This window comes from Alteromonas sp. KUL49, assembly GCF_006538345.1.
GTDB lineage: Bacteria > Pseudomonadota > Gammaproteobacteria > Enterobacterales > Alteromonadaceae > Alteromonas.
The window spans coordinates 1-23,051 of record NZ_BJKL01000015.1; the positions used below are offsets into that span (position 1 = coordinate 1).

General features: G+C 45.1%; 20 protein-coding genes. 18 read left to right on the plus strand and 2 right to left on the minus strand.

The features are described from left to right. Positions 1-2,019 (minus strand): phosphoenolpyruvate carboxylase (locus EYS00_RS18920; protein WP_130639480.1); only part of this gene is annotated, 2,019 nt, incomplete at its 3' end. 233 nt (positions 2,020-2,252) lie between these two features. On the opposite strand from EYS00_RS18920, the gene EYS00_RS18925 reads away from it, so the two are divergent. From EYS00_RS18925 to EYS00_RS19010, 18 genes are all read left to right on the plus strand, one after another. Beyond that, positions 2,253-2,873, plus strand: coding sequence for an FKBP-type peptidyl-prolyl cis-trans isomerase (locus EYS00_RS18925; RefSeq protein WP_130639481.1), 621 nt, complete (start codon positions 2,253-2,255; stop codon positions 2,871-2,873). A 270-nt stretch (positions 2,874-3,143) separates the two neighbouring features. Beyond that, the gene (locus EYS00_RS18930) at positions 3,144-3,683 is read left to right on the plus strand and encodes a TRAP transporter small permease subunit (RefSeq protein ID WP_130639482.1); all 540 of its coding nucleotides are present in this window, start codon (positions 3,144-3,146) and stop codon (positions 3,681-3,683) included. A gap of 1 nt (position 3,684) precedes the next feature. Then, a complete protein-coding gene (locus EYS00_RS18935) occupies positions 3,685-5,058 on the plus strand; it encodes a TRAP transporter large permease subunit (RefSeq protein ID WP_130639483.1) in 1,374 nt (457 codons plus the stop codon). 15 nt (positions 5,059-5,073) lie between these two features. Further along, the gene (locus tag EYS00_RS18940) at positions 5,074-6,198 is read left to right on the plus strand and encodes a TRAP transporter substrate-binding protein (RefSeq protein WP_130639484.1); all 1,125 of its coding nucleotides are present in this window, start codon (positions 5,074-5,076) and stop codon (positions 6,196-6,198) included. Between the two features lie 114 nt (positions 6,199-6,312). Continuing rightward, positions 6,313-7,491, plus strand: a complete 1,179-nt coding sequence (gene fabV / locus EYS00_RS18945) for an enoyl-ACP reductase FabV (protein ID WP_130639485.1) — start codon at positions 6,313-6,315, stop codon at positions 7,489-7,491. Positions 7,492-7,969: 478 nt separating this feature from the next. Continuing rightward, the gene (locus EYS00_RS18950; protein ID WP_130639525.1) at positions 7,970-9,310 is read left to right on the plus strand and encodes a Na(+)-translocating NADH-quinone reductase subunit A; all 1,341 of its coding nucleotides are present in this window, start codon (positions 7,970-7,972) and stop codon (positions 9,308-9,310) included. Positions 9,311-9,313: 3 nt separating this feature from the next. Next, positions 9,314-10,516: an NADH:ubiquinone reductase (Na(+)-transporting) subunit B gene (locus EYS00_RS18955; protein ID WP_130639486.1), complete on the plus strand. Its 1,203-nt coding sequence runs from the start codon at positions 9,314-9,316 to the stop codon at positions 10,514-10,516. After that, a complete protein-coding gene (locus EYS00_RS18960; RefSeq protein ID WP_130639487.1) occupies positions 10,506-11,270 on the plus strand; it encodes a Na(+)-translocating NADH-quinone reductase subunit C in 765 nt (254 codons plus the stop codon). Before EYS00_RS18955 ends, EYS00_RS18960 begins: the two co-directional genes overlap by 11 nt. A gap of 10 nt (positions 11,271-11,280) precedes the next feature. After that, positions 11,281-11,913: an NADH:ubiquinone reductase (Na(+)-transporting) subunit D gene (locus EYS00_RS18965; RefSeq protein WP_130639488.1), complete on the plus strand. Its 633-nt coding sequence runs from the start codon at positions 11,281-11,283 to the stop codon at positions 11,911-11,913. Between the two features lie 3 nt (positions 11,914-11,916). Then, positions 11,917-12,525, plus strand: coding sequence for an NADH:ubiquinone reductase (Na(+)-transporting) subunit E (gene nqrE / locus EYS00_RS18970; RefSeq protein WP_130639489.1), 609 nt, complete (start codon positions 11,917-11,919; stop codon positions 12,523-12,525). 20 nt (positions 12,526-12,545) lie between these two features. Beyond that, entirely contained in the window at positions 12,546-13,778 is a 1,233-nt protein-coding gene (nqrF, locus tag EYS00_RS18975) for an NADH:ubiquinone reductase (Na(+)-transporting) subunit F (RefSeq protein WP_130639490.1), read from the plus strand. 68 nt (positions 13,779-13,846) lie between these two features. Continuing rightward, positions 13,847-14,875: an FAD:protein FMN transferase gene (locus tag EYS00_RS18980; protein WP_130639491.1), complete on the plus strand. Its 1,029-nt coding sequence runs from the start codon at positions 13,847-13,849 to the stop codon at positions 14,873-14,875. A gap of 10 nt (positions 14,876-14,885) precedes the next feature. Continuing rightward, entirely contained in the window at positions 14,886-15,119 is a 234-nt protein-coding gene (gene nqrM, locus EYS00_RS18985) for a (Na+)-NQR maturation NqrM (RefSeq protein ID WP_130639492.1), read from the plus strand. Between the two features lie 285 nt (positions 15,120-15,404). After that, positions 15,405-17,213, plus strand: coding sequence for an ATP-binding protein (locus EYS00_RS18990; RefSeq protein ID WP_130639493.1), 1,809 nt, complete (start codon positions 15,405-15,407; stop codon positions 17,211-17,213). After that, positions 17,206-19,428, plus strand: a complete 2,223-nt coding sequence (locus tag EYS00_RS18995; protein WP_130639494.1) for an EAL domain-containing protein — start codon at positions 17,206-17,208, stop codon at positions 19,426-19,428. The genes EYS00_RS18990 and EYS00_RS18995 overlap by 8 nt, the downstream gene beginning before the upstream one ends. A gap of 75 nt (positions 19,429-19,503) precedes the next feature. Continuing rightward, entirely contained in the window at positions 19,504-20,574 is a 1,071-nt protein-coding gene (gene dinB, locus EYS00_RS19000; RefSeq protein WP_130639495.1) for a DNA polymerase IV, read from the plus strand. Positions 20,575-20,585: 11 nt separating this feature from the next. Then, the gene (locus EYS00_RS19005; protein ID WP_130639496.1) at positions 20,586-20,822 is read left to right on the plus strand and encodes a DUF1653 domain-containing protein; all 237 of its coding nucleotides are present in this window, start codon (positions 20,586-20,588) and stop codon (positions 20,820-20,822) included. 56 nt (positions 20,823-20,878) lie between these two features. Beyond that, on the plus strand, positions 20,879-21,742 hold the full coding sequence (locus EYS00_RS19010) for an MBL fold metallo-hydrolase (RefSeq protein WP_130639497.1): 864 nt from the start codon (positions 20,879-20,881) through the stop codon (positions 21,740-21,742). A gap of 39 nt (positions 21,743-21,781) precedes the next feature. Here the strand turns inward: EYS00_RS19010 and EYS00_RS19015 are convergent, their stop codons facing one another. Further along, a complete protein-coding gene (locus tag EYS00_RS19015) occupies positions 21,782-23,041 on the minus strand; it encodes an APC family permease (protein WP_130639498.1) in 1,260 nt (419 codons plus the stop codon). Positions 23,042-23,051 lie beyond the last annotated feature (10 nt).

The following is a 23,051-nucleotide window of genomic DNA, read 5'->3' on the forward strand; positions in this document are numbered from 1 at the left end:
GTAAGGGACAAATTCTGGATCTGATCGAACTACACCGCGATAGTTGTCACGACCTTGCGCTGCCATTTGGGTAATCACTTCACGCCATTCGTCTTTGGGTGCCGGTGGTGGGAACAACATAGCTTCGATGATCGCACTGGCGTAAATACCTAGGCTACGTTTTGCCAGTTTAGGCATACCGAACTTATAGCGAATAGTTTCGCCTTGCTCAGTCACACGGAAGCCGCCATCTAGTGAGCCTGGAGGTTGTGAGTAAATGGCTGCGTGTGCAGGTAAACCACCACGACCAATCGTACCACCACGACCGTGGAACAAAGTGAGCTCACAATCAAACTCTTTGGCTAGCGCTACGAGTGCTTCTTGTGACTGATACTGTGCCCAGCCCGCTGCAATTGCACCAGCGTCTTTTGCTGAATCCGAGTAGCCGATCATTACGAACTGACGGCCTTTAATATAACCGCGATACCAATCTACAGATAGTAGCTTGCGCATAACATCTGGCGAGTTGTTCAAATCATCGAGTGTCTCGAACAATGGTGCTACCGGCATTGGCCAATCGACACCACTCTCTTGCAATAGCAACTGAACTGCCATTACATCAGAAGGTTCACTGGCCATCGAAATAATGTAAATACCAAAGCCGTGCTTGCTGTGCTTAGCAATAACTTTACAGGTATCTAGCACTTCTTTGACGTCGTCTGAGGCATCCCATTGTGCAGGGAAAAGCGGACGCTTAGAAGCTAGCTCTCGGAGTAAGAAGGCTTGTTTGTCCGCTTCACTCCAAGATGCATAGTCACCTAAACCAAGATAACGAGTAAGCTCGCTAAATACGTTCGCATGACGTTCAGAATCTTGTCTTACGTCTAGCTTAAGTAAGTGAACACCAAATACGTTTGCACGGCGAATCGTGTCTAGTAGTAAGCCATTCGCTACAACACCAAGACCGATTTCGGTTAATGAGTCATAACAGAGCATAAGTGGCTCTAGTAACTCATCGTTACTGGCAATCCAAGCGTCTGGGTTGCTTGGGCGACCTGCTATGTAGTCGTTGATACCGTCACGAGTGACGACAAATTTCTGCAACAACGGACGTAATATGGCGCGGTATGGCTCGATGGAGTCACCTACTTTTTCGCGCAGTGCATCGTTACACTGGTACATTGATAGCTCAACTTGAAGGCGATCAAGGTCTTTGGCGAAAAGCTTAGCAGCGCGTTTGCGCGCCAATAGTAATACTTGCTCTGTGACTTTTGAGGTAACAAATGGGTTACCATCGCGGTCTCCACCCATCCAAGAGCTAAATTGAACCGGCGAAGCTTCTAAAGGCAACGACACCTGATAGTCAGCATTGAGGCGAAGGTCTAATTCGCGCATGAAGTCCGGAACGGCTTCCCAAAGTGAGTTCTCAATAACGGAGAATCCCCAACGGGCTTCATCTACTGGCGTAGGACGAACCGAGCGAATCTCTTCAGTGTGCCAGGCTTGACTAATCAGATCTGCAATTCGTGTTTCAAGTTTCATTCTGTCTGCGTCAGACAGGGATTCTTGATGAATCTCTTGAAGACAACGAGCTAATTCTTTGTGTTTGTGAATTAAGGTACGTCGAGTAACTTCCGTAGGGTGAGCAGTCAGAACCAAATCAATATTAAGCTTTCCAACAGCTTCTTGAACCTTGTCTACTGTCAGCTCTGCTTTGTCTAGGTGCTCAAACAGTGCATCAATTGACGCATCAACATTCATTGCACTGTTATACTCTTGTTCAGCGATGTTGCCCAAATTTAAAAATTGAGCGAAAGCGCGACCTACAGTGAGTAGGTCACCGTCGGTCATTGTTTTGAAAGTTTCTTTCAATTCATCGCCGCAACTAGTATCCCCTTGATATGAGGCGCGTCCGCTTTTGCGGATGTTTTCGATGCGCTCCAACCATTCTGTGCCCAAATGGCTTTCAATGGTCTCACCAAGGACCTTTCCTAAATAGCGAACAGTATCTTTTAGTTCAGCATCATAGTGTGATTGCATGCTATCCTCCTATTTTCACGGCCTTCACCTTACTGTTTCCAAACGCAGTTGTCTAACCACTTTCGGTTATAATTTACTACATTTTGTTGGGTACTTGAGGATCAGAATATTGCTGAAGGCAAGATTTATCCTGATGTGCTACACTCCGTGCACCAAAAATATTGGTCGTTTTTTACATTTACACGACTGTTTATAAAATGACCGATATGTGTAATTTAATTTCAGGAGTTATTGTGACAGATACATTTAATACTGTAGAAACCCAAGCGAGTTACGGCATTGGTTATCAAATGGGTCAGCAACTACAGTCGAATCCTTTCGATGGTTTAGCGCTAGACGCCGTTGTTGCCGGACTAAAAGATGCATTCAATGGAACTGCACCTCAGGTAGACAACGATACATTACGTGACGCATTCGGAGAAATTCATCAACGTATGCAAGCAGCGAAAGAAGAACAGAGCAAAGCAGTTATTGAAGAGGGCGCTAAGTTCTTGGAAGAAAATGCTAAGCGTGAGGAAGTGACTGTGACTGAGTCTGGTCTTCAGTACGAAGTACTTGCCGAGGGTGACGGTGAAACACCAACTGCACAAAGTACTGTGCGTACTCATTACCACGGTACATTGACAGACGGTACAGTATTCGACAGCTCATACGATCGCGGCGAGCCAGCTGAGTTCCCAGTAGGCGGCGTTATTCGCGGCTGGACTGAAGCACTTCAAATGATGAAAGTAGGTGCAAAATGGCGTTTGTACGTTCCACATGACCTTGCTTATGGTGAACAAGGTGCTGGTGCGGCAATCGGTCCATACTCAACACTAGTATTCGACGTAGAACTACTTGACGTAGTTGCTTAAGCATCATTCGCGTAATTAAAAATTACGTAAATCGTTGTTGATGGGTGGTCTAGGCCACCCATTCTTTTTCCCTTTTCAGCGTCAATCTCCTTTAATTAACACCTCTGACCATGCATTTTGTGTTGCCTCTTTGCGCTAAATGATTGGCAATTAGACGAAAACTGATTACTCTACGGACACGTGTAAAACTCGTGTTAAAAACAGGGACGGTCTTCACACTCTCGATATTCTGCCCCCTGCACAACGACTCAATGATAGAGAACAAGTAACATGTCTGATGCTCATAGCGCATCTTCATCACAATATTCCGCACCGCTCAGCCTATTAGATAAAATTAATAAAGCGCTGTTTAACGTCGTATGTATAGCAACGGTTTTGATGGTACTGGTTACCTTTGCCATTGTTGTTCTGCGCTATGGCTTTAGTATGGGGTGGATTGCCCTGCAAGAATCAGTCATGTATCTGCATGCCATCGCGTTTATGTTGGGAATGGCATATACGTTGCGCACTGAAGGACATGTGAGAGTTGATGTGCTTTACCGCGCATGGTCAGAAAAGCGCCAATTACTTGTTAACCTGTTTGGTACGATGTTTTTGCTTTTGCCCTTTGCACTTGTGGTCCTAGTGTATAGTTTGCCCTACGTGTCTGAATCCTGGCGACTCCTGGAAGCATCAAAGGAAGCGGGTGGGCTGCCGCTGGTCTATATACTTAAAACACTCATTCCCCTGATGGCAGTTCAACTTATACTGCAGGCGTTTTCAGACGTAATGAGATTATTTAAGGCATACAAAAAGCTGGGAGGGCAATAACATGGAATGGATGGCTATTGCTCTATTTGTATGTATTTGTGCCGTATTGTTGTTAGGCTACCCAGTTGCAATTTCACTTGCTGGTACCTCGTTAATTTTCGCTGGTATCGGCTACTTAAGCGGTGGGTTTGACGCTACTTACCTCACAGCGTTACCCAGTCGTTTGTACGGTATTCTCACCAATCAAACCTTAATTGCCGTGCCGCTCTTTGTCTTTATGGGAGTCGTACTAGAAAAATCGAAGGTCGCGGAAAACTTGCTTCTCGCTATGTCGGCACTTATGTCTAAGTATCAGTCTGGCATGGCAGCGTCTGTGGTCATTGTGGGCATGTTGTTAGCCGCAAGCACGGGCATTGTGGGTGCTACGGTGGTTACCATGGGCTTGCTGTCTTTACCTGCCATGTTGAAGCGAGGCTATTCCGCATCGCTGGCAACCGGCACAATTTGTGCCACGGGTACTCTTGGTCAGATTATTCCGCCGTCGATTGCTTTAGTGCTGCTTGGTGACGTTCTTTCTAGTGCTTATCAAAAAGCACAGCTCTCTATGGGTATTTTCTCACCAGAGTCTGTATCTGTGGGAGATTTATTTGTAGGAGCTATGGTGCCTGGGCTTCTCCTCGTAGCTGCGTATCTTATTTATGTGATTTTTGTCGCCAGAAATAAAACGCAAGTAGATGAAACTAGCGAGAACAACGACAATGTTCTTGCTTTTGATGGCACGTTACTTGGTGCATTACTTCCGCCGCTTAGTCTAATATTCATCGTACTCGGTTCCATTCTCACTGGATATGCGACACCCACTGAAGCTGCGGGTGTTGGTGCAACTGGCGCACTTATTCTGGCGCTCGGTAAAGGGCAGCTGTCGTTTGGTCGCCTCAAAGAGGTAAGCCAAGAGACCACACGCATTACCTGTATGGTGTTTTTCATTCTCATCGGCGCATCGATATTTTCACTGGTGTTTCGAGGGTTTGGTGGCGAACATCTAGTACAAAACTTTTTAACTAACCTTCCGGGTGGTGTGGTCACCGCTATGATTTTGGTGATGACGCTGGTCTTCGTTTTAGGGTTCATCCTCGATTTTATTGAAATTACCTTCGTTGTTGTGCCAATTGTGGCGCCAATTTTACTCGCTATGGGAGTAGACCCCGTATGGCTGGGGATTATGTTGGCAGTGAATCTTCAAACCTCATTTCTAACGCCACCTTTTGGGTTCGCACTGTTCTATTTGCGCGGTGTGGCCCCAGCGCACGTGAAGACTTCAGACATCTATCGAGGCGTAGTGCCGTTTATCGCTATCCAGTTGATGCTACTGCTAGCATTAGCAATTTGGCCATCTCTGGCAACCTGGCTTCCAGATTTGGTATACAACTCTTAAAAAGGTATCGAGCTAATGATCAAACAATCTATTACCCGAATCACGAGTATTGCCGCAGTGGCAATAAGTGCGTTGATTGCCGGTTGCTCTCAGCCTCCTGCTCAGCAGCAGGGTAGTGCACCAGTGGCAGAACAGCAGACCTATGAATGGAAAATGGTAACCGCGTGGCCGAAGAATTTTCCGGGGTTAGGTCGAGGCCCTGAAACCTTTGCCGAGTATGTTGAAGAAATGTCAGGAGGGCGCCTTAAGGTCACCGTTTATGGTGCAGGAGAGTTAGTCCCTGGTTTTGAAGTATTCGACGCCGTTTCTCAAGGTACTGCGCAAATGGGACACGCTGGCGCATATTATTGGAAAGGAAAGATGCCTGCGGCACCTATATTTTCTGCTATCCCCTTTGGTATGAACGTCACAGAAATGAATTCATGGCTACATTACGGTGGTGGTATGGAGCTATGGCAAGAATTGTATGCGCCTTTTGGTGTCATCCCTTTTGCAGGTGGTAATACAGGTGTGCAAATGGCGGGATGGTTTAAAGAAGAAATTACCAGCTTGGATGACTTTGCCGGCCTTAATATGCGTATTCCCGGCCTCGGCGGCGAAGTGTTCAAGGAAGTGGGCGGTGTTCCTGTTACCCTTACCGGCGGTCAAATATTTGTGTCGTTACAAACTGGAGCCATTGATGCCACAGAGTGGGTAGGTCCATACAATGATCTAGCATTTGGTCTTTATCGCGCGGCAGATTATTACTATCACTCAGGATGGCACGAGCCAGGCACAATGTTGGAATTTATCGTCAATGAGGCAGCTTACAAGGAGCTACCTAGCGATTTACAAGCGATTGTTCGCGTTGCTACACGGGCTGTTAATCAAGATATGCTTGACGAATATACGGCAAGAAATAACAACGCACTTCAAACGTTAATCAATGAGCATGGGGTGCAGGTAAAAGCACTACCAGAAGACGTTATGGAGGCACTGAAAGCTGCCACTGTGACCGTCATGGAGCGACAATCTGCTGAAGACGAAACTTTTGCTCGAATCTACCAAGCTTATCAAGCTTTTTTCAAAGATGTATCTGCGTATCACGAGCTTTCAGAACATACCTATTACGAAAATCGTGAGAGCGATGGCGATGAATAGCGATTAAATAAAGCGTGCCGGTTTTGTTGGTTTTGCCAACAAGGTATCTGCTCCGAGTTGTTATAACCCTTGGCACCATTACAATAGCCGCACGCAATAAAAAGGAAATAAAATATGGTTATTAAGCCTAAAGTCAGAGGCTTTATCTGTACCAACGCTCACCCAGCGGGTTGTGCAGCATCAGTAGAAGAACAAATTGCCTACATTAAATCACAATCTGGGTTTGAAGACGGTCCAAAAAATGTTTTGGTGATCGGGAGTTCTACAGGCTACGGCTTGGCCTCAAGAATTACTTCTGCGTTTGGATATGGCGCTAAAACACTGGGTGTTTGCTTCGAAAAAGCCCCCACCGAGCGTAAAACAGGTACTGCTGGTTGGTACAATACGTCTGCATTTCACCAACAAGCCAAAGATGCAGGCCTGTATGCTGAAACACTAAACGGTGATGCCTTCTCTGATGAGCTTAAAACGCAAACCATCGAAAAAATCAAAGCAGATTTAGGTTCAGTAGACTTAGTGGTCTACAGCTTAGCTTCTCCCCGCCGTACTGATCCAGTAACAGGAGAAACGTACAAGTCGACACTGAAGCCAGTAGGAGATACCTACACCACAAAGACTTACGACACCGACAAAGACAAAGTTCACGAAGTCACGTTAGAGCCGGCTAACGACCAAGAGATTGCTGACACCATAAAAGTGATGGGCGGCGAAGATTGGGAGCGTTGGATGGATGCATTGGCGTCGGCTGGTGTATTGTCTGAAGGTTGTAAAACCACTGCGTACACTTATATAGGTAAAGCCCTTACATGGCCTATTTATGGTCAAGCGACTATTGGTAAAGCAAAAGAAGACTTGGATCGAGCAGCTGCGACAATCATTGCCAAACACAGTAGCTTGAAAGTCGAAGCAAACGTAAGTTCACTCAAAGCCTTGGTAACTCAAGCGAGCTCAGCTATTCCGGTTATGCCCCTGTATATCTCATTGATTTATAAGGTGATGAAGGAAGAGGGTACACACGAAGGCTGTATCGAACAAATCTTCGGTTTGTTTACAGAATGTTTGTATGGTGACTCGCCAACCTTAGACGATAACAACCGTTATCGTATGGACGGCAAAGAAACCAACGATGCTACCCAAGCAAAAATCGAAGCATTATGGAATCAAGTGACCCAAGAAAACTTCCATGAGCTCAGTGATTATGCAGGCTATCACCATGAATTCCTGAAGTTATTTGGTTTCGACATTGCATCTGTAGACTACGAACAAGACGTAGAAACGCTTGCAAGTTGGTAACTAAAAAACGTGAAAAAGCCGTCCATTGCGACGGCTTTTTTGTGGCTTAACTAATTTTAAGACTTCCACAAGACCGTGTAATTACGGAAACTTTACAGATATTTTTGGAAAATTTCCGCTTTATCCTTGATTTGCATAGCACAACTGACGTTGTTAATGCTAAAATCCCGAAATTAAGTGGGGGTCTAATTTTCCACTTAAGCGCTACAGTGCAGACAGCTTTCACAGGCAACAAAAATAATAAGTGAGTAGTTTTCTGTAACTGGTCAAGTTAAGGCGTACAGCTAATATAGCGGTATACATCGGGAGCGTTCTAGATGCTGGATTAATAAATCAGGCATACCAGTACTCTTAAGTTCGTTTCCTACTATCATAATGAAGATGTTTATATCTGTAGTAAATGCGTTTTCGCATGCTGACAGGCAGCTTGTCTGCGGTCATGCAAAAGGGTATTTCTATTAAAGTAGTGCGATTACATATGATAAAAATCAAGAAAGGTCTCGACCTCCCAATTGAGGGAGCGCCGACGCAGGACATCTCCGATGGAGCTTCTGTGTCTCGCGTTGCCATTCTGGGAGAAGAATATGTGGGTATGCGCCCTACCATGCACATCCAAGTTGGTGATGTAGTGAAGAAAGGCCAAGTTCTTTTTGTTGATAAAAAGAACCCAGGCGTAAAATTCACAGCACCGGCAGCGGGTGAGGTGGTAGAGGTTAACCGTGGTGCAAAACGCGTTCTTCAATCTGTGGTTATTAAAGTTAACGGCGATGAAGCTGTTAAATTTGATACTGTAGCAGCTGACAAGATTGCCAGTGCCCCACGAGAGCAACTTCAATCCATCCTTGTTGAATCTGGTTTGTGGACGGCTTTCCGTACTCGTCCATTCAGCAAATCACCAGCGCTTGACTCAGTGCCAAGCTCCATTTTTGTTACCGCCATCGACACTAACCCGCTTGCTGCAGATCCTGCAGTGATTGTTGGTGAACGTTCTGACGATTTCGTGAATGGTTTGAAAGCACTTACTCAGTTGAGTGGTGGCAAGGTTTATGTGTGTAAAGCACCAGGTGCATCTATTGCTACTGGCGATGCCGCGGTAGACGTAGAGGAATTCGGCGGGCCACATCCAGCGGGTCTGGCTGGTACACACATTCACTACCTAGATTCTGCAGGTATGAACAAGCAGGTTTGGCACCTTAACTACCAAGACGTTATTGCTATTGGCGCGTTGCTTACAACGGGTGAACTAGACAGTCGTCGAGTGGTTGCGATTGGAGGTCCTGCTGCAACTAATCCTCGTTTGGTTCGCACTGTTGTAGGTGCTGACTTGTCAGAGCTTACAGCAAACGAGCAAGCAGAAGGCGAGATTCGCGTTGTGTCTGGTTCTGTTCTTAACGGAACAACAGCACAAGGTGTTCACGGGTTCTTAGGTCGCTTCCACACGCAAGTTTCTATTCTTAAAGAAGGCCGAGAGAAGAAATTCTTGGGCTGGATTCTTCCAGGATCAAACCAGCATTCTGTTACTCGTGCCTATCTAGGTCACTTGAACGGAAGTAAGAAGTTTGACATGACAACAACAACCAATGGTTCTGAGCGCTCTATGGTGCCCATTGGTAACTACGAACGTGTTATGCCCCTAGATATCATTCCTACGCTGCTATTGCGTGATTTGATATCTGGTGATTGTGACGGTGCTCAATCATTGGGTTGCCTTGAATTGGATGAAGAAGATTTGGCGTTGTGTACTTATGTATGCCCGGGCAAATACACTTATGGTCCAATCTTGCGTGACGTTTTGACCACTATTGAGAAAGAGGGTTAAGTCATGGGTTTGAAAGCGTATTTAGAAAAAATCGAACCGGATTTTGAACCGGGTGGTAAGTACGAGAAGTGGTATGCGTTATATGAAGCTGCTGCGACTATCTTCTACACGCCTGGTAAAGTAAACAAAGCTGGCACGCACGTTCGTGACAGTATCGACCTTAAACGTATCATGATCATGGTGTGGATGGCGACATTCCCGGCAATGTTCTTCGGTATGTACAATATTGGTTTTCAAGCGCAAGACGCTATTGCCGCTGGTGCAGGTACGCTACCTGATACGTGGCAGGCAGCGATTTTTACCGCACTAGGTGGTGATTTAACCAACGCTGGTGTGCTGGGCTTGTTCTTCTACGGCGCATGCTTCTGGTTACCTATTTATGCAACGACCTTCGTTGTGGGTGGTTTCTGGGAAGTACTTTTCGCCTCAGTGCGCAAGCATGAAGTTAATGAAGGCTTCTTCGTAACCTCTGTGCTGTTCGCGTTAACCCTACCTGCAACTATTCCGTTGTGGCAGGTAGCGCTAGGTATTACCTTTGGTGTTGTTATTGCGAAAGAAGTCTTCGGTGGTACAGGCCGAAACTTCCTTAACCCAGCACTATCTGGTCGTGCTTTCCTTTACTTTGCCTATCCTGCGCAAATCTCTGGTGACCAAGTTTGGGTCGCTGCTGATGGTTACTCAGGTGCAACGTCTCTAAGCCAAGCAGCTTCTGGAAACCTAGACTACAGCAACATGGATCTGTGGATGAATTCATTCATAGGTACTATCTCTGGTTCTGCCGGTGAAGTATCAGCACTCGCTATTATGATTGGTGGTCTATTTATCATGTACATGCGAATTGCGAGCTGGCGTATCGTCGCTGGTGTTGCGGTCGGCGTAGCATTCTTTGCAACGCTATTAAACATGATTGGCAGCGACACGAACGCAATGTTTGCAATGCCTGCACATTGGCACTTTGTTGTTGGTGGTTTGGCGTTCGGTATGTTCTTTATGGCGACTGACCCGGTATCTGCGTCATTTACCAACCAAGGTAAGTGGGCATACGGTATCTTCATTGGCTTTATGACGGTACTTGTTCGCGTCCTTAACCCAGCCTTCCCTGAAGGTGTAATGCTAGCAATTTTGTTTGCTAACCTTTGGGCGCCATTGTTCGACTATTTCGTTGCGCAGAGCAATATCAAGCGGAGGGTAGCACGTGTCGGCTAAGAAAGAATCTTTAGGAAAAACAGTCGGTATCGTTGTTGCCGTATGTTTGGTGTGTTCAATTGTTGTATCTGGCGCGGCAGTAGGCTTGCGTTCATTGCAGCAAACCAATGCAGCACTTGATAAAAAGAGCAACATATTGACGGCTGCGGGTTTGTACGAGCAAGGTATGAGCAACAGCGCTATCGAAAGCACGTTCGAAGGTCAAATTGCAGAACGCTTTGTTGACCTTGAAACGGGCCAGTTTGTTGACGCTCCTTCAGCGAACTACGATATGTACAAAGCTGCTAAAGTCGATGACCTTAGTATAAAAGTTGAAGGTAGCAATGTTGGCTTCCAGCGCCGCGCGAAAGTGGCGAGTGTTTATTTGGTAAGCAATGACGCTGGTGAAGTCACTCGCGTTATTCTTCCGGTACACGGAAGCGGCCTTTGGGACCTTATGTATGGTTTCTTAGCGTTGGATGCAGATGGCGCAACTGTGCGTGAACTTATCTACTACCAACAAAAAGAAACGCCAGGACTCGGTGGTGAGGTTCAAAACCCTGCATGGCAGGCAAAATGGGATGGTAAGAAACTATTCGAAGGTAGCGATGTTGCTTTCCGTGTAGTGAAAAACGCTAACCCATCTAACCCATACACTATTGACGCGTTGTCAGGTGCTACGCTAACCAGTAACGGTGTTGAAAACACCATTCTTTACTGGGTAGGTGAGCAGGGCTTTGGCCCATTCCTGAAGACTCAAGCATGGCGTTCTTAAGGAGAGTCTCATGGCAGATACTAAAGAAATGAAGAAGGCGCTCTTTGGGCCGATTCTTGATAACAACCCAATTGCCTTGCAGGTACTAGGGATTTGTTCAGCCTTGGCGATTACTACAAAGCTTGAAACGGCGTTAGTAATGTCTTTGGCACTTACCGCCGTTGTGGCGTTCTCAAACTTGTTTATCTCGTTAATTCGTAACCAGATACCGTCAAGTGTACGTATCATCATCCAAATGACAATTATTGCGTCTTTGGTAATCGTAGTTGACCAAATCTTGAAGGCATATTCCTACGAGATTTCTAAACAGCTGTCGGTATTCGTTGGTCTTATCATAACCAACTGTATCGTAATGGGGCGCGCAGAAGCTTACGCGATGAAGAGTCCACCGCTCATGAGCTTCTTAGACGGTATTGGTAATGGTCTAGGCTACTCATTTATTTTGATCGTTATCGGTACAATCAAAGAGCTGTTTGGTTTTGGTACTATCCTTGGTTTCGAAATCCTTCCACTAATACAAAACGGTGGTTGGTATCAAGGTAACGGTCTACTGATTCTTCCATTTAGCTCGTTCTTCCTCATCGGCGGTATGATTTGGTTTATCCGTACCATTCGTCCAGCGCAAGTAGAGCCTAAGGAGTAAGTCGTGGAACATTATTTATCGTTGTTTGTTCGCTCAATTTTTGTTGAGAACATGGCGTTATCACTATTCTTGGGTATGTGTACCTTCTTGGCGGTATCTAAGAAAGTTAAGACCGCTATGGGTCTGGGTGTAGCGGTTGTCGTGGTACTTGGTATCTCGGTTCCTGTTAACCAAATCATTTACGTAAACATTCTTGCTCCAGGTGCACTAGCATGGGCTGGTTTCCCTGACGCAGACTTAAGTTTTCTTAACTTTTTGACCTTCATTGGCGTTATCGCCGCGCTGGTTCAGATTTTGGAAATGAGTTTGGATAAGTTTTTCCCTGCACTTTACAACGCGTTAGGTATTTTCCTTCCGCTAATTACGGTTAACTGTGCGATTTTCGGTGGTGTGGCGTTTGCTGTACAACGTGAATACAACTTGACCGAAAGTGTGGTTTACGGCGTAGGAAGTGGTATCGGTTGGGCAATCGCCATCGTACTTCTTGCTGCTGTACGTGAAAAACTGAAATATGCTGACATGCCTGATGGTATCCGTGGTCTTGGCTCTGTGTTCATGATCGCTGGTCTAATGGCGTTGGGCTTCCAGTCGTTCACTGGTATTCAGCTGTAATCAAGCTTGGGAGCGAATAAATGAATCAATTAGAAATTTATCTTGGCGTCGGCATGTTTATTGCCATCGTTTTGGCGCTGGTATTTATCATCATGTTTGCCAAGTCTAAATTGGTACCGTCTGGTGACGTTACTATTACCATCAATGGTGATCCTGACAAAGCAATCAAAACCGCACCAGGCGGTAAATTGCTGGGTGCCCTAGCCGATGCAGGTTACTTCGTATCGTCAGCTTGTGGTGGTGGTGGCTCTTGTGGCCAGTGTCGTGTAGACGTTCACGCTGGTGGCGGCGAAATTCTACCTACCGAGCTTGACCACATTACTAAAGGTGAAGCCCGTGAAGGTTGCCGTTTGTCATGTCAGGTTGCAGTTAAGCAAGACATGGACATCGAGCTAGAAGAATCAGTATTTGGTGTTAAGAAGTGGGATTGTGACGTTATCTCTAACGACAACAAAGCGACTTTCATCAAAGAGCTTAAACTTGCTATTCCAAATGGCGAGAGCGTTCCTTTCCGTGCCGGTGGTTACATTCAGATCGAAGCCCCTGCACACCACGTTAAGTACAAAGACTTCGACATCCCAGAAGAATATCGTGCTGACTGGGAACGTTTTGGTTTCTTCGATATTGAGTCTAAAGTAGATGACGAAACCATTCGTGCATACTCAATGGCGAACTATCCAGAAGAAGAAGGCATTATTATGCTGAACGTGCGTATTGCTACGCCGCCGCCCAATAACCTGAGCCTACCAGCGGGTAAGATGTCATCTTACATCTGGAGCCTTAAAGAAGGCGATAAAGCTACGATTTCTGGTCCGTTCGGTGAATTCTTCGCGAAAGAAACTGACGCTGAAATGGTATTCGTTGGTGGTGGTGCAGGTATGGCGCCAATGCGTTCACATATCTTCGACCAACTTCGTCGCTTGAATTCTGACCGTAAAATCAGCTTCTGGTACGGTGCCCGTTCATTACGTGAAATGTTCTATGTAGAAGACTTTGATGAGTTGTCTGCAGAAAACGAAAACTTTGATTGGCACGTAGCACTTTCTGATCCTCAACCAGAGGACAACTGGGAAGGTTACACAGGGTTTATCCACCAAGTACTTCTAGAAAACTACTTGAAAGATCACCCAGCACCAGAAGATTGTGAGTTTTACATGTGTGGACCACCTATGATGAATGCTGCGGTTATCGACATGCTTAAGAATCTAGGTGTTGAAGACGAAAACATCATGCTAGATGACTTTGGTGGCTAACCCCCCGAAGGTAAAAAATTAGAAAGGGGGCATAAGCCCCCTTTTTTGTGGACTGAAGGAATGAATCAGTGACCCGTTTCGCCATTAGAATAATGCTTGCAGCGCTTGCTGTGGGGATACTTATACTAGCCAGTTGTAGCAAGGATCCCTTGCCTGTCGTGCACTTGCAGGGCAGTACTATGGGGACTACCTACAATGTAAAATACGTTGTTGTCGATGGTATCGAGATAGATAACCTACAGCAGCAAATCGATGAAAGGTTGGTAGATGTTAATAAGAAAATGTCTACCTATGACCCAACATCTGAATTGTCGAGATTCAACCAATATCGTTACACTGATGACTTTGCCATATCACCAGACACGCATTATGTGGTTGAAGAAGCGCTCCATCTTGCAAGACTGAGTAACGGCGTTTTAGACGTGACTGTTGGTCCATTGGTTAATTTGTGGGGATTCGGTCCTAACAAGCAACCGGAGACTACTCCAACACAGATGCAGATTGACGATATTCGCGCGTATGTTGGGTATGACAAAATTTCACTGTCTGATGGTGTTATTCGAAAGTCACACCCGATGACATATGTGGACTTGTCGACTATCGCAAAAGGCTACGGTGTAGACGAAGTGGCGCGTATTTTAGAATCGCATAATCTCGCTAATTACCTCGTTGAGATTGGTGGTGAGATGCGTGTTAAAGGAGAGCGTGGCGATGGTAGTGAGTGGATCATTGCAATCGAAAAGCCCGTATCCACAGAGCGTGCGATTCAAAAGTTAGTGTCGGTGGGGGAAAATGCCATTGCGACTTCTGGTGATTACCGTAATTACTATGAAGAAGACGGTGTACGTTATTCTCACTTGATTGACCCAAATACTGGTAAGCCCATCACCCACAACCTTGTTGCAGTTACCGTTGTTCACCCTTCATCAATGACTGCCGACGGACTTGCAACTGCATTCAATGTGATGGGTTGGGAGAGTGCAAAAGCGATAGCGGAGCAAGAAAAGCTTGCTGTGTTCTTGATTAGAAGAACAGCTGACGGATTTGAAGAGTACATATCTTCAGAATTTGATAAACTTGTCGACGTGAAAAACTAAGAGGTACGCCATGTCTACATTCATTCTTGCATTTGTGTTCTTCCTTTTAATGGTTATCGCTATGGCCGTAGGCTACTTAGTGCAACGTAAATCAATTTCAGGCAGTTGCGGCGGGTTGGGTGCGATTGGTATTGAAAAGGCTTGTGATTGCCCTGAGCCATGTGATCGCAAGAAAGCGCGTATGGAAAAAGAAGAAGCACGAGAGAAGAAGTTAGCTGAGTGGAAGCAAAACCAAATTTTGTAGTCCACAAATAGTTTCATGGTTAGTATGAACGCCCACTAGTGATTTCGTCTAGTTTGGGCGTTTGTTTTATCTAGCGCCTACTTTTTTATTTCTGTTTATGCGGCCCTCACGGGTGCACTTGCTTGCTGTTTAAAATGCTGTTTTTACGTTGACTTTTCCCAGTTTTGAACAAGTATTTAGTGTAGTGAATCTCCACATAGCGCTTATATTCTTGTGTTCTCTTGGTTAATAACCCATCTTGCCTACAAAATAGAGAAAAGCCTTAAATTTAGGCGACCTTTACTCATGGTGTTTTCCTGCGTAATTAGCGCAGTGGTTATCGCTGTGTTGTTGCTTTCATTCAGTTCTACTCAGCGTATTTTTGAGCGCAATATCGAACAGGATACCCGAGATATTTACCGTTATTTCGACGCAGAAATTAAGAGCCAGTCTAGCCTCCAATCCCTATTGATTAACGCCATTGCAATGCGCCCTGATATTCAAAATGCGTTCGAGACAAAAACACATAATTTTGCAGGTTTGATTGACGACTTTTACTTGTCTGCTAACCAATCTCACAATATCACTCACTTGTATTTTCACGGTCTCGATAAAGTGGTTATTTATCGAGCGCACGGTCCCACACGCAATGGCGACGTGATAAATAGATACACTCTCGCCGATGCCATGCGTTTTAATCGGACCACCTCGGGATTAGAGCTGGGAAAATACGGAGTTTTTACGCTTAGAACAGTAGCGCCTGTCTTCAGCAATGGGAGTGTTGTAGGCTACATTGAGGCAGGAATGGAAATCGGCCATGTTATCAAGAAAACACAGTCCCAGTTCGACGTTGAGATAATCGATGTATTTCAAACCCAGCGACTAGTGAATACTACCTCTGAGACTATATTCTCCCTGACCGAGCGTCATAGCGATGGCAATCAAGTGGAAAACTATACACTTCAGTACAGCACACCAGCGGTTCTCGACAGTGTTGACCTGTCGGAAATTCCCTATCTTCTTTCTCACGATAATACGGATTCTGTGATAGGTCTTGTATCAGGTAATCGCGCGTTTTCCTCCAGACCACTTTACGACTATCACGGCGATTTTATCGCGAAGCAAATCATTGTCAGAGATATTACGGAAAAGCTCGCAACCAGAAGAACGGATATATTGCTGATTTTATGCTCTATTCTTTTAGCTGCTGCCGTTGGATTCTGGGTGTTCAACCATGTACTTCTGCACCTAGAAGCATTGTTTGCTGCCTATTTGGAAAAACAGAGTAAGCAACGTCAAATTATCGAAAACAATATGAAAAGCTTACAGTCAGCACAGGAGAGTCTGGTTCAGCAAGAAAAACTCGCCTCTCTCGGAAATATCGTGGCTGGCGTCGCGCATGAGATAAATACGCCTTTGGGTATCTCTGTGATGATGGGAAGTACGATGCAGCAGAGCGTGACATCGTTTATACAACAGCTCAAGTCAGGTCAATTGAGACGTTCAGATGTTGAAGCATTTGAAACGGATACCCAGGAGGCATTCAACGTGTTGCTGCCAGCGTTGGATAGAGCGGCCGGACTCATCCAAAGTTTCAAAGGTGTCGCCGTTAATCAGGCAAGTGAAAACCGAGCTAAGTTTGATTTGGAAGAAGTGATTACTAGCGTGCTCGATACCCTCAAGCACACCATCAAAAATAAACCTATCGAGTACACCCTTGAAATTACAGAGCAGATTTCACTAGATAGCTATCCCGGACCATTGGGACAAGTTATTACAAACCTTTTTGAAAACTCGGTGATTCACGGGTTCAAAGATGATCAAAACGGGCTTATTGAAATAAGTGCAGCAATGACTTCTGACCACAATCACGTCGAGATCAAGGTGAAAGACAATGGTGTTGGTATGACGCAAGAAGCCCTAGAAAAGGCATTTGATCCATTTTTCACCACACGGTTTGGCCAAGGTGGTTCAGGGTTGGGGTTGAATATCATTTTCAATATTGTTGAGCGAGTCCTCGGCGGAAAAGTACGCGCCAAGAGTGAACTTAATAAGGGTTCACAATTTATAATTAATATTCCTCTAGTAGCACCGGGAGAAGTTGAGCATGTCTGACGATTTTATTAGTTTGCTGGATGATGAGCCAGAAAACATAGATGATAGTCGCTCACAGGTAGAGCCTTGGGTTATTGGCATAATTGACGATGAGCCCTCGGTTCATGCGGCGACAGAGTTAGCGTTGCGAGGTGTTACCTTATACGACCGCCCGCTTAAATTTGTAAAAGCTTATAGCGCCAAAGAGGGATTTGAGCTGATCAAAGACAATCCCAATATGGCGGTAGTGCTGCTCGACGTGGTGATGGAGACATCAGATGCCGGTTTGCTATTGGTCGACCGAATCAGAAGTGAACTTGAAAATCAGGTGCTACAAATAGTCTTGCGAACAGGTCAAGCGGGTTATGCGCCTGAAGAAGATGTCATTGTTAAATATGAAATAAACTCTTATAAAACCAAGAGCGAGCTCACCCGTCAGAAACTGTTTACTGCAGTAGCTACTGCGCTGCGAAGCTTCCAGCAACTAGAAACCATAGAAAATAGCCGCAATGGTCTTCGCTCTATTATTAAGGCCTCTGCCATGCTCATGCAAGAGCGTGCAGTTTACGAGTTTTCCTCTGGGGTACTTGAGCAAATAGATGCCCTGTTTGACCTAGGTGCCAATAGTATGTTCTGTGTGTCTCAACGGCCCAGTATGGAGAACCAGCTCTTTAAACAAGGGCCTCAGGGCTACTACGTAGTGGCGGCAAATACTAAATACAAAGACTATTACGGCAAAGACATTACTACCTTGCGTGCAGGTTTGGATGAGATGGAGCTAGCGTGTAAGGCTCTTGAAGAAAAAAAGCATCAATTTAATGATGATTATGGTTGTGTCTATCTAAGTACACCCGCAGGGTGGGAAGGGGTAATAGCTACTGACAATACCGAAGGTTTGACGACCGCAGACCAAGAGCTTTTACAATTGTTTTGTATGAATGTGGCCTTGGGGTTAGAAAATGCAAAGTATTTTAGCTACCTCAATCAAGCGGCTTTCAATGATGAATTGACAGGTTTACACAATCGCACTGGGTTCATTCAAGAAGGAATGCATTATTTGGCTCGGGCCGATAAAAGCTGCTCTCTATACCTCATTGATATTGACTACTTTCACGAAATTATTACCTCTCTTGGTTATGAATTTGGTAACACTATTCTCAACAAGTTTGCTGATGTGATCAAAGAACTCTACGGTCATAACGCCTTGGTTGCGCGCATTCATGCTGATGTTTTTGCGGTACTTACATACAGTGACACCAAATCTGCACACGAGGTTGCAGTACAGTGCTCTAGACCTATGTTAGTCGACGGTCAATCGATACGCTTAGGGTTAACTGTGGGGCTTTGCCGCAGCGATATGCCATGCAGTACAAATGATGTTGCTAATATGCTTAGACAAGCTGAATTGGCACTTCATGTGGCAAAAACGACCAAACGCGGTTCTGGACAGAACTTTGACGAGTCCTATGAAGTGGAGTCTCGCAAGAGCATGACTATACTGAGTGACTTGCGTTTGGGCTTTGAGAAAAAAGAACTCTTCTTAGTGTTACAGCCAAAAGTGGATATGAAAACCGCTAAGGTTGTTGGGTACGAATCATTGATTAGGTGGCGTCACCCTGAAAAGGGAATGATTCCTCCGGGAGCATTTCTTACCTCGGTAGAAAAGTCAGGTATGTACTATGACTTGGATATGTATGTGGCCAATCACGTGTGCGAAATTGTCAACGCTAATCCAGATTTGAGCCTACCTATATCCTTCAATGTGTCCGCAAATTCGTTAAATCACGAAGCGTTTGTAGGTGATCTAATAGAAGTCTTTAATAAACACAAAGTGAGTGTTGATAAGGTGCAGGTTGAGATTACTGAAAACGCGCTTATTCATTCTGATCAATCGATTCTGCGGTTACAGTCGTTGTCTGATCACGGATTTGTAATTTGTTTGGACGATTTTGGCGCAGGTTTCTCGTCGTTGGGGTACCTACTCAATATGCCCCTTGATGTGATCAAAATCGATCGTATTTTCTTAGCGGATATTGTGTCGAACACGCGTTCTTATGCATTATTAAAAGGTATTGTAAGTATTATTAAGGAGTTAGATAAACAAATTGTAGTGGAAGGTGTAGAAACAGAAGAACAAAGAGTTTTGTTACAACAAATTGGCCTAGTAGAGGCACAGGGTTTCTTGTTTCATAGGCCCTTACCGGTTGACGAAGCTGTGGCGTTAGCAAGTAAATAATTACCACAGAGAACTTTATTCACCGAGACTGTGTTGTTATACTGTTTTTATATACAGCTATCGGTGAATGGGGATATGAGTCAACGTAAAATCATTCATGTGGATATGGATTGTTTTTATGCCGCAGTGGAAATGCGTGACAACCCTGCACTCAAAAATATTCCCATTGCCATTGGCGGTAGCTCTGACCGCAGAGGTGTTATTGCCACTTGCAATTATCCCGCCCGTAAATTTGGCGTTCGCTCGGCCATGGCCACTGCGCAAGCGCTCAAACTATGCCCCAATCTTACCTTAGTGAAAGGAAGAATGGAGGTTTATGCAAAGGAGTCTAAACGTATCAGGGCAATTTTTGCAGACTACACTGATATTATTGAACCTCTTTCGCTAGACGAAGCCTATCTAGATGTCACCGATAGCCCGCACTTCAAAGGTAGTGCGACGTGTATAGCTCAAGAGATACGCCGTCGCATTGAGTGCGAATTGGGGCTTACGGCCTCCGCTGGTGTAGCGCCTTGTAAGTTTGTTGCAAAGGTCGCAAGTGACGAGAACAAACCCAATGGTATTTGTATCGTCCCTCCTGAAAAACTCGATGAATTCGTCAAACAGATGCCCCTTAAAAAAATTCCAGGGGTAGGTAAAGTCACCTTGCTGAAACTCAATCGGCTTGGATTACACTCCTGTGAGGACGTTCGACAGTTTCCAAAGAAAGAGCTACAGAAATCATTCGGTAAGTTTGGTGATGTACTATGGGAAAGAGCCCATGGCATCGACGAGCGAGAGTTGTGTGTATCTCGAGAGCGAAAATCTATTGGTGTTGAGCGTACCCTTAGTGCTGATTTAAGCAGTGTGGAAGAATGTGAGTCATTGGTACCTAAGTTGTTAGAAACTTTAAAATCTCGTATTAGTCGCCACCAAGAAAAAAATGGTAACCGTATTGGTATTCGCACGCTTGGAGTGAAATTGAAGTTTCAAGATTTTCAGCAAACCACCGTTGAGCATCGTCAGGAAGGCTTTGATGAGGGATATTTTCTCACCTTATTGCAAGAGGCTTATAGCCGTTCTCGTGGACGAGGTGTTAGATTAGTGGGCTTGCATGTGGGCTTATCCCAATCACAAGATATCACCCAATTGTCGTTCCCCTTTTAGGAGTAAAAAAGTTGACAAAAGAGTTTCGCGCGGGCCGCTATAAGCATTACAAAGGTGCTTTTTATGACGTTTACGAAGTTGCCACCCATTCGGAGGATGAGTCTTTATTAGTGGTATATCGTCCATGTTATGGCGGGAAAAAGTTATGGGTGCGCCCGTTTGATATGTTCTTTGAAAGTGTGAAAGTCGAGGGCAAGACTGTTCCCCGCTTTGCATACGTGGGGGAAATACCTGAAGAGGAAAAATGATCTAAAGGTATAAATCGTCCATAGTGTAATTATCAATATCCAGCAGATAGAAAACAATGAAAAGAATAGTCTCTTACACCTTTGCTACCTTATTTTTGATTGTTGCCAGTTCAGCGCAGGCACAGAGTCGCTTTGATAATGTTGAGGTTACCGCCGAGCAAGTAAACGGTAACGTACACATGCTAACTGGTTTTGGTGGGAACATCGGTGTGTCGGCTGGCGATGATGGCATTTTGATTATCGACGACCAATTTGCCCCATTAGCAGAAAAAATTGCCGCTCAACTGGACAAGTTAGGTAGCGACGCGCCCAAATACGTTATTAACACGCATTATCACGGTGATCACACCGGCTCCAATGCCTTTTTTCATTCTCACAAAGGTGCAACGGTCTTTGCCCACAGCAATGTTCGAGTACGTTTGGCAAATGATGAAGAGATAGAGCCGGAAGCACTGCCTACAGTGACCTACGAAGACGGTATAAAACTCTATTTTAATGATGATGTATTGCACGTCATTCACTTACCCACCGGACATACCGATGGTGACAGTGTGGTGTGGTTTGAAAAGGCCGATGTATTACATACCGGTGACTTATTCTTCAATGGTATGTTTCCCTACATAGACTTAGGAGCTGGAGGGAGTGTTGAAGGGTACATGGACTCCGTTCGCATTCTTCTTGATAAAATTAGTGATGAGACACTAATCATACCCGGCCACGGTAAGGTGAGTAACAAAGCCGAATACGCCGCGTTTCTGGCAATGATTGAAGAAACGTTTGCTTTTGTAAAAGCAAAGAAAGCCGAGGGAATGAGTGTAGAAGACGTCGTGAAATCTGGTTTGGACGAGAAGTGGGGAACTTGGAATTGGAACTTTATTACCACTGAACGCTGGATCAACACGCTCTATACGGACGCCTAGACCATAAAACGCTGGAGTGAATACACCCCAGCGTTTTCTTTATCCTTCTTTCTTAAATCTGGACCAGATAAACCACAAAATGGCTCCCAAGGTTATTTCACCAACTAGAAATAGCCAAGACTCTGTTGTTGATTGAGCGATGGACCAGGCACATACGATTAGGGCAACGACAGGCAAGCAGCGCTCTAGTAAGGAGGTATCATGTATGCGTTGGTATTTCATCAATACAGCAATGCATACTGCATAAACCACTAGGCGAGCAAGTACGCTGGCAACAGCCAACCATACAAAACTTCCACTCAGGGCGAGTAAACCGGCGACTATGCCCAGAATCACGATAGAAATATGTGGTGTGGCGTAGGTAGGATGTACCCTAGCCAAGAAAGTCGGCACTTGCTTTTCCATGGCCATGGCATAGGTTAGTCGCGATGTGGAAATCATATTGGCGAGTAGGTTTCCAGCAACAGATATCACTGCTGTCGCTGTCATAACGAGCCCCCCCGTTTTACCAAATATGATATTTGCTAGCGTAACTAAAGGTGCGTCTTCAACTTGCTGGTTACCCACTACTTCCCAATAGAGCCACTGAACTAAAAAGTAAAATAACGCGATACTCATTACCGTAAGTAAAAGCGCTCTTGGGATCGACTTTTCAGGAGAACGGGTTTCACCACTGGTTACAACAACGGTTTCAAAGCCAATAAAAGCATACAGAGTAAGTAATGCGCCCGCTGATATAGCATCTAGTGGAGGAATAGTACTTTGTTGCACTACACTGAATTCTAATTGCAAAAAGCCAAATACCAGAAGTGCGACAAGTGGCACTATTTTGAGCAAGGATACACTGTTAAGTGAGCGCATAGCTGTTCTCAGGCCGGTGACATTTACCCAGATAAGTAAACCAGTAATACACAGTATTGCTACGCCCTTAACTACACCATTATTTAACTCTGGCCATAAGTAACCTGCATACAACAGCAATACATGCATATTGGCAGCAATTGCGGTTACCCGAGCCAAATAGTATATGAAGCCCGTTTGAAATGATGCTGCCGAACCAAATCCCGCGTTTGCGTACTCCACAGGACCACCAGTACGAGGGTAAGCTGCGACGAGCTTGCCAAAGCACCATACGATGGACAGCATGAAAAGCCCGAAGATGATAAATACCCAAGGACTAAAGCTTCCTAACTGGGCGGCCATTTTGGCGGGTAGAGCAAAAATACCTGCACCTATTAAACCGTTCAGGACGAGTAAGGCGGCTCCGATACCACTGATGTTTCTAGATAAACTACTCATAAAACTAGAC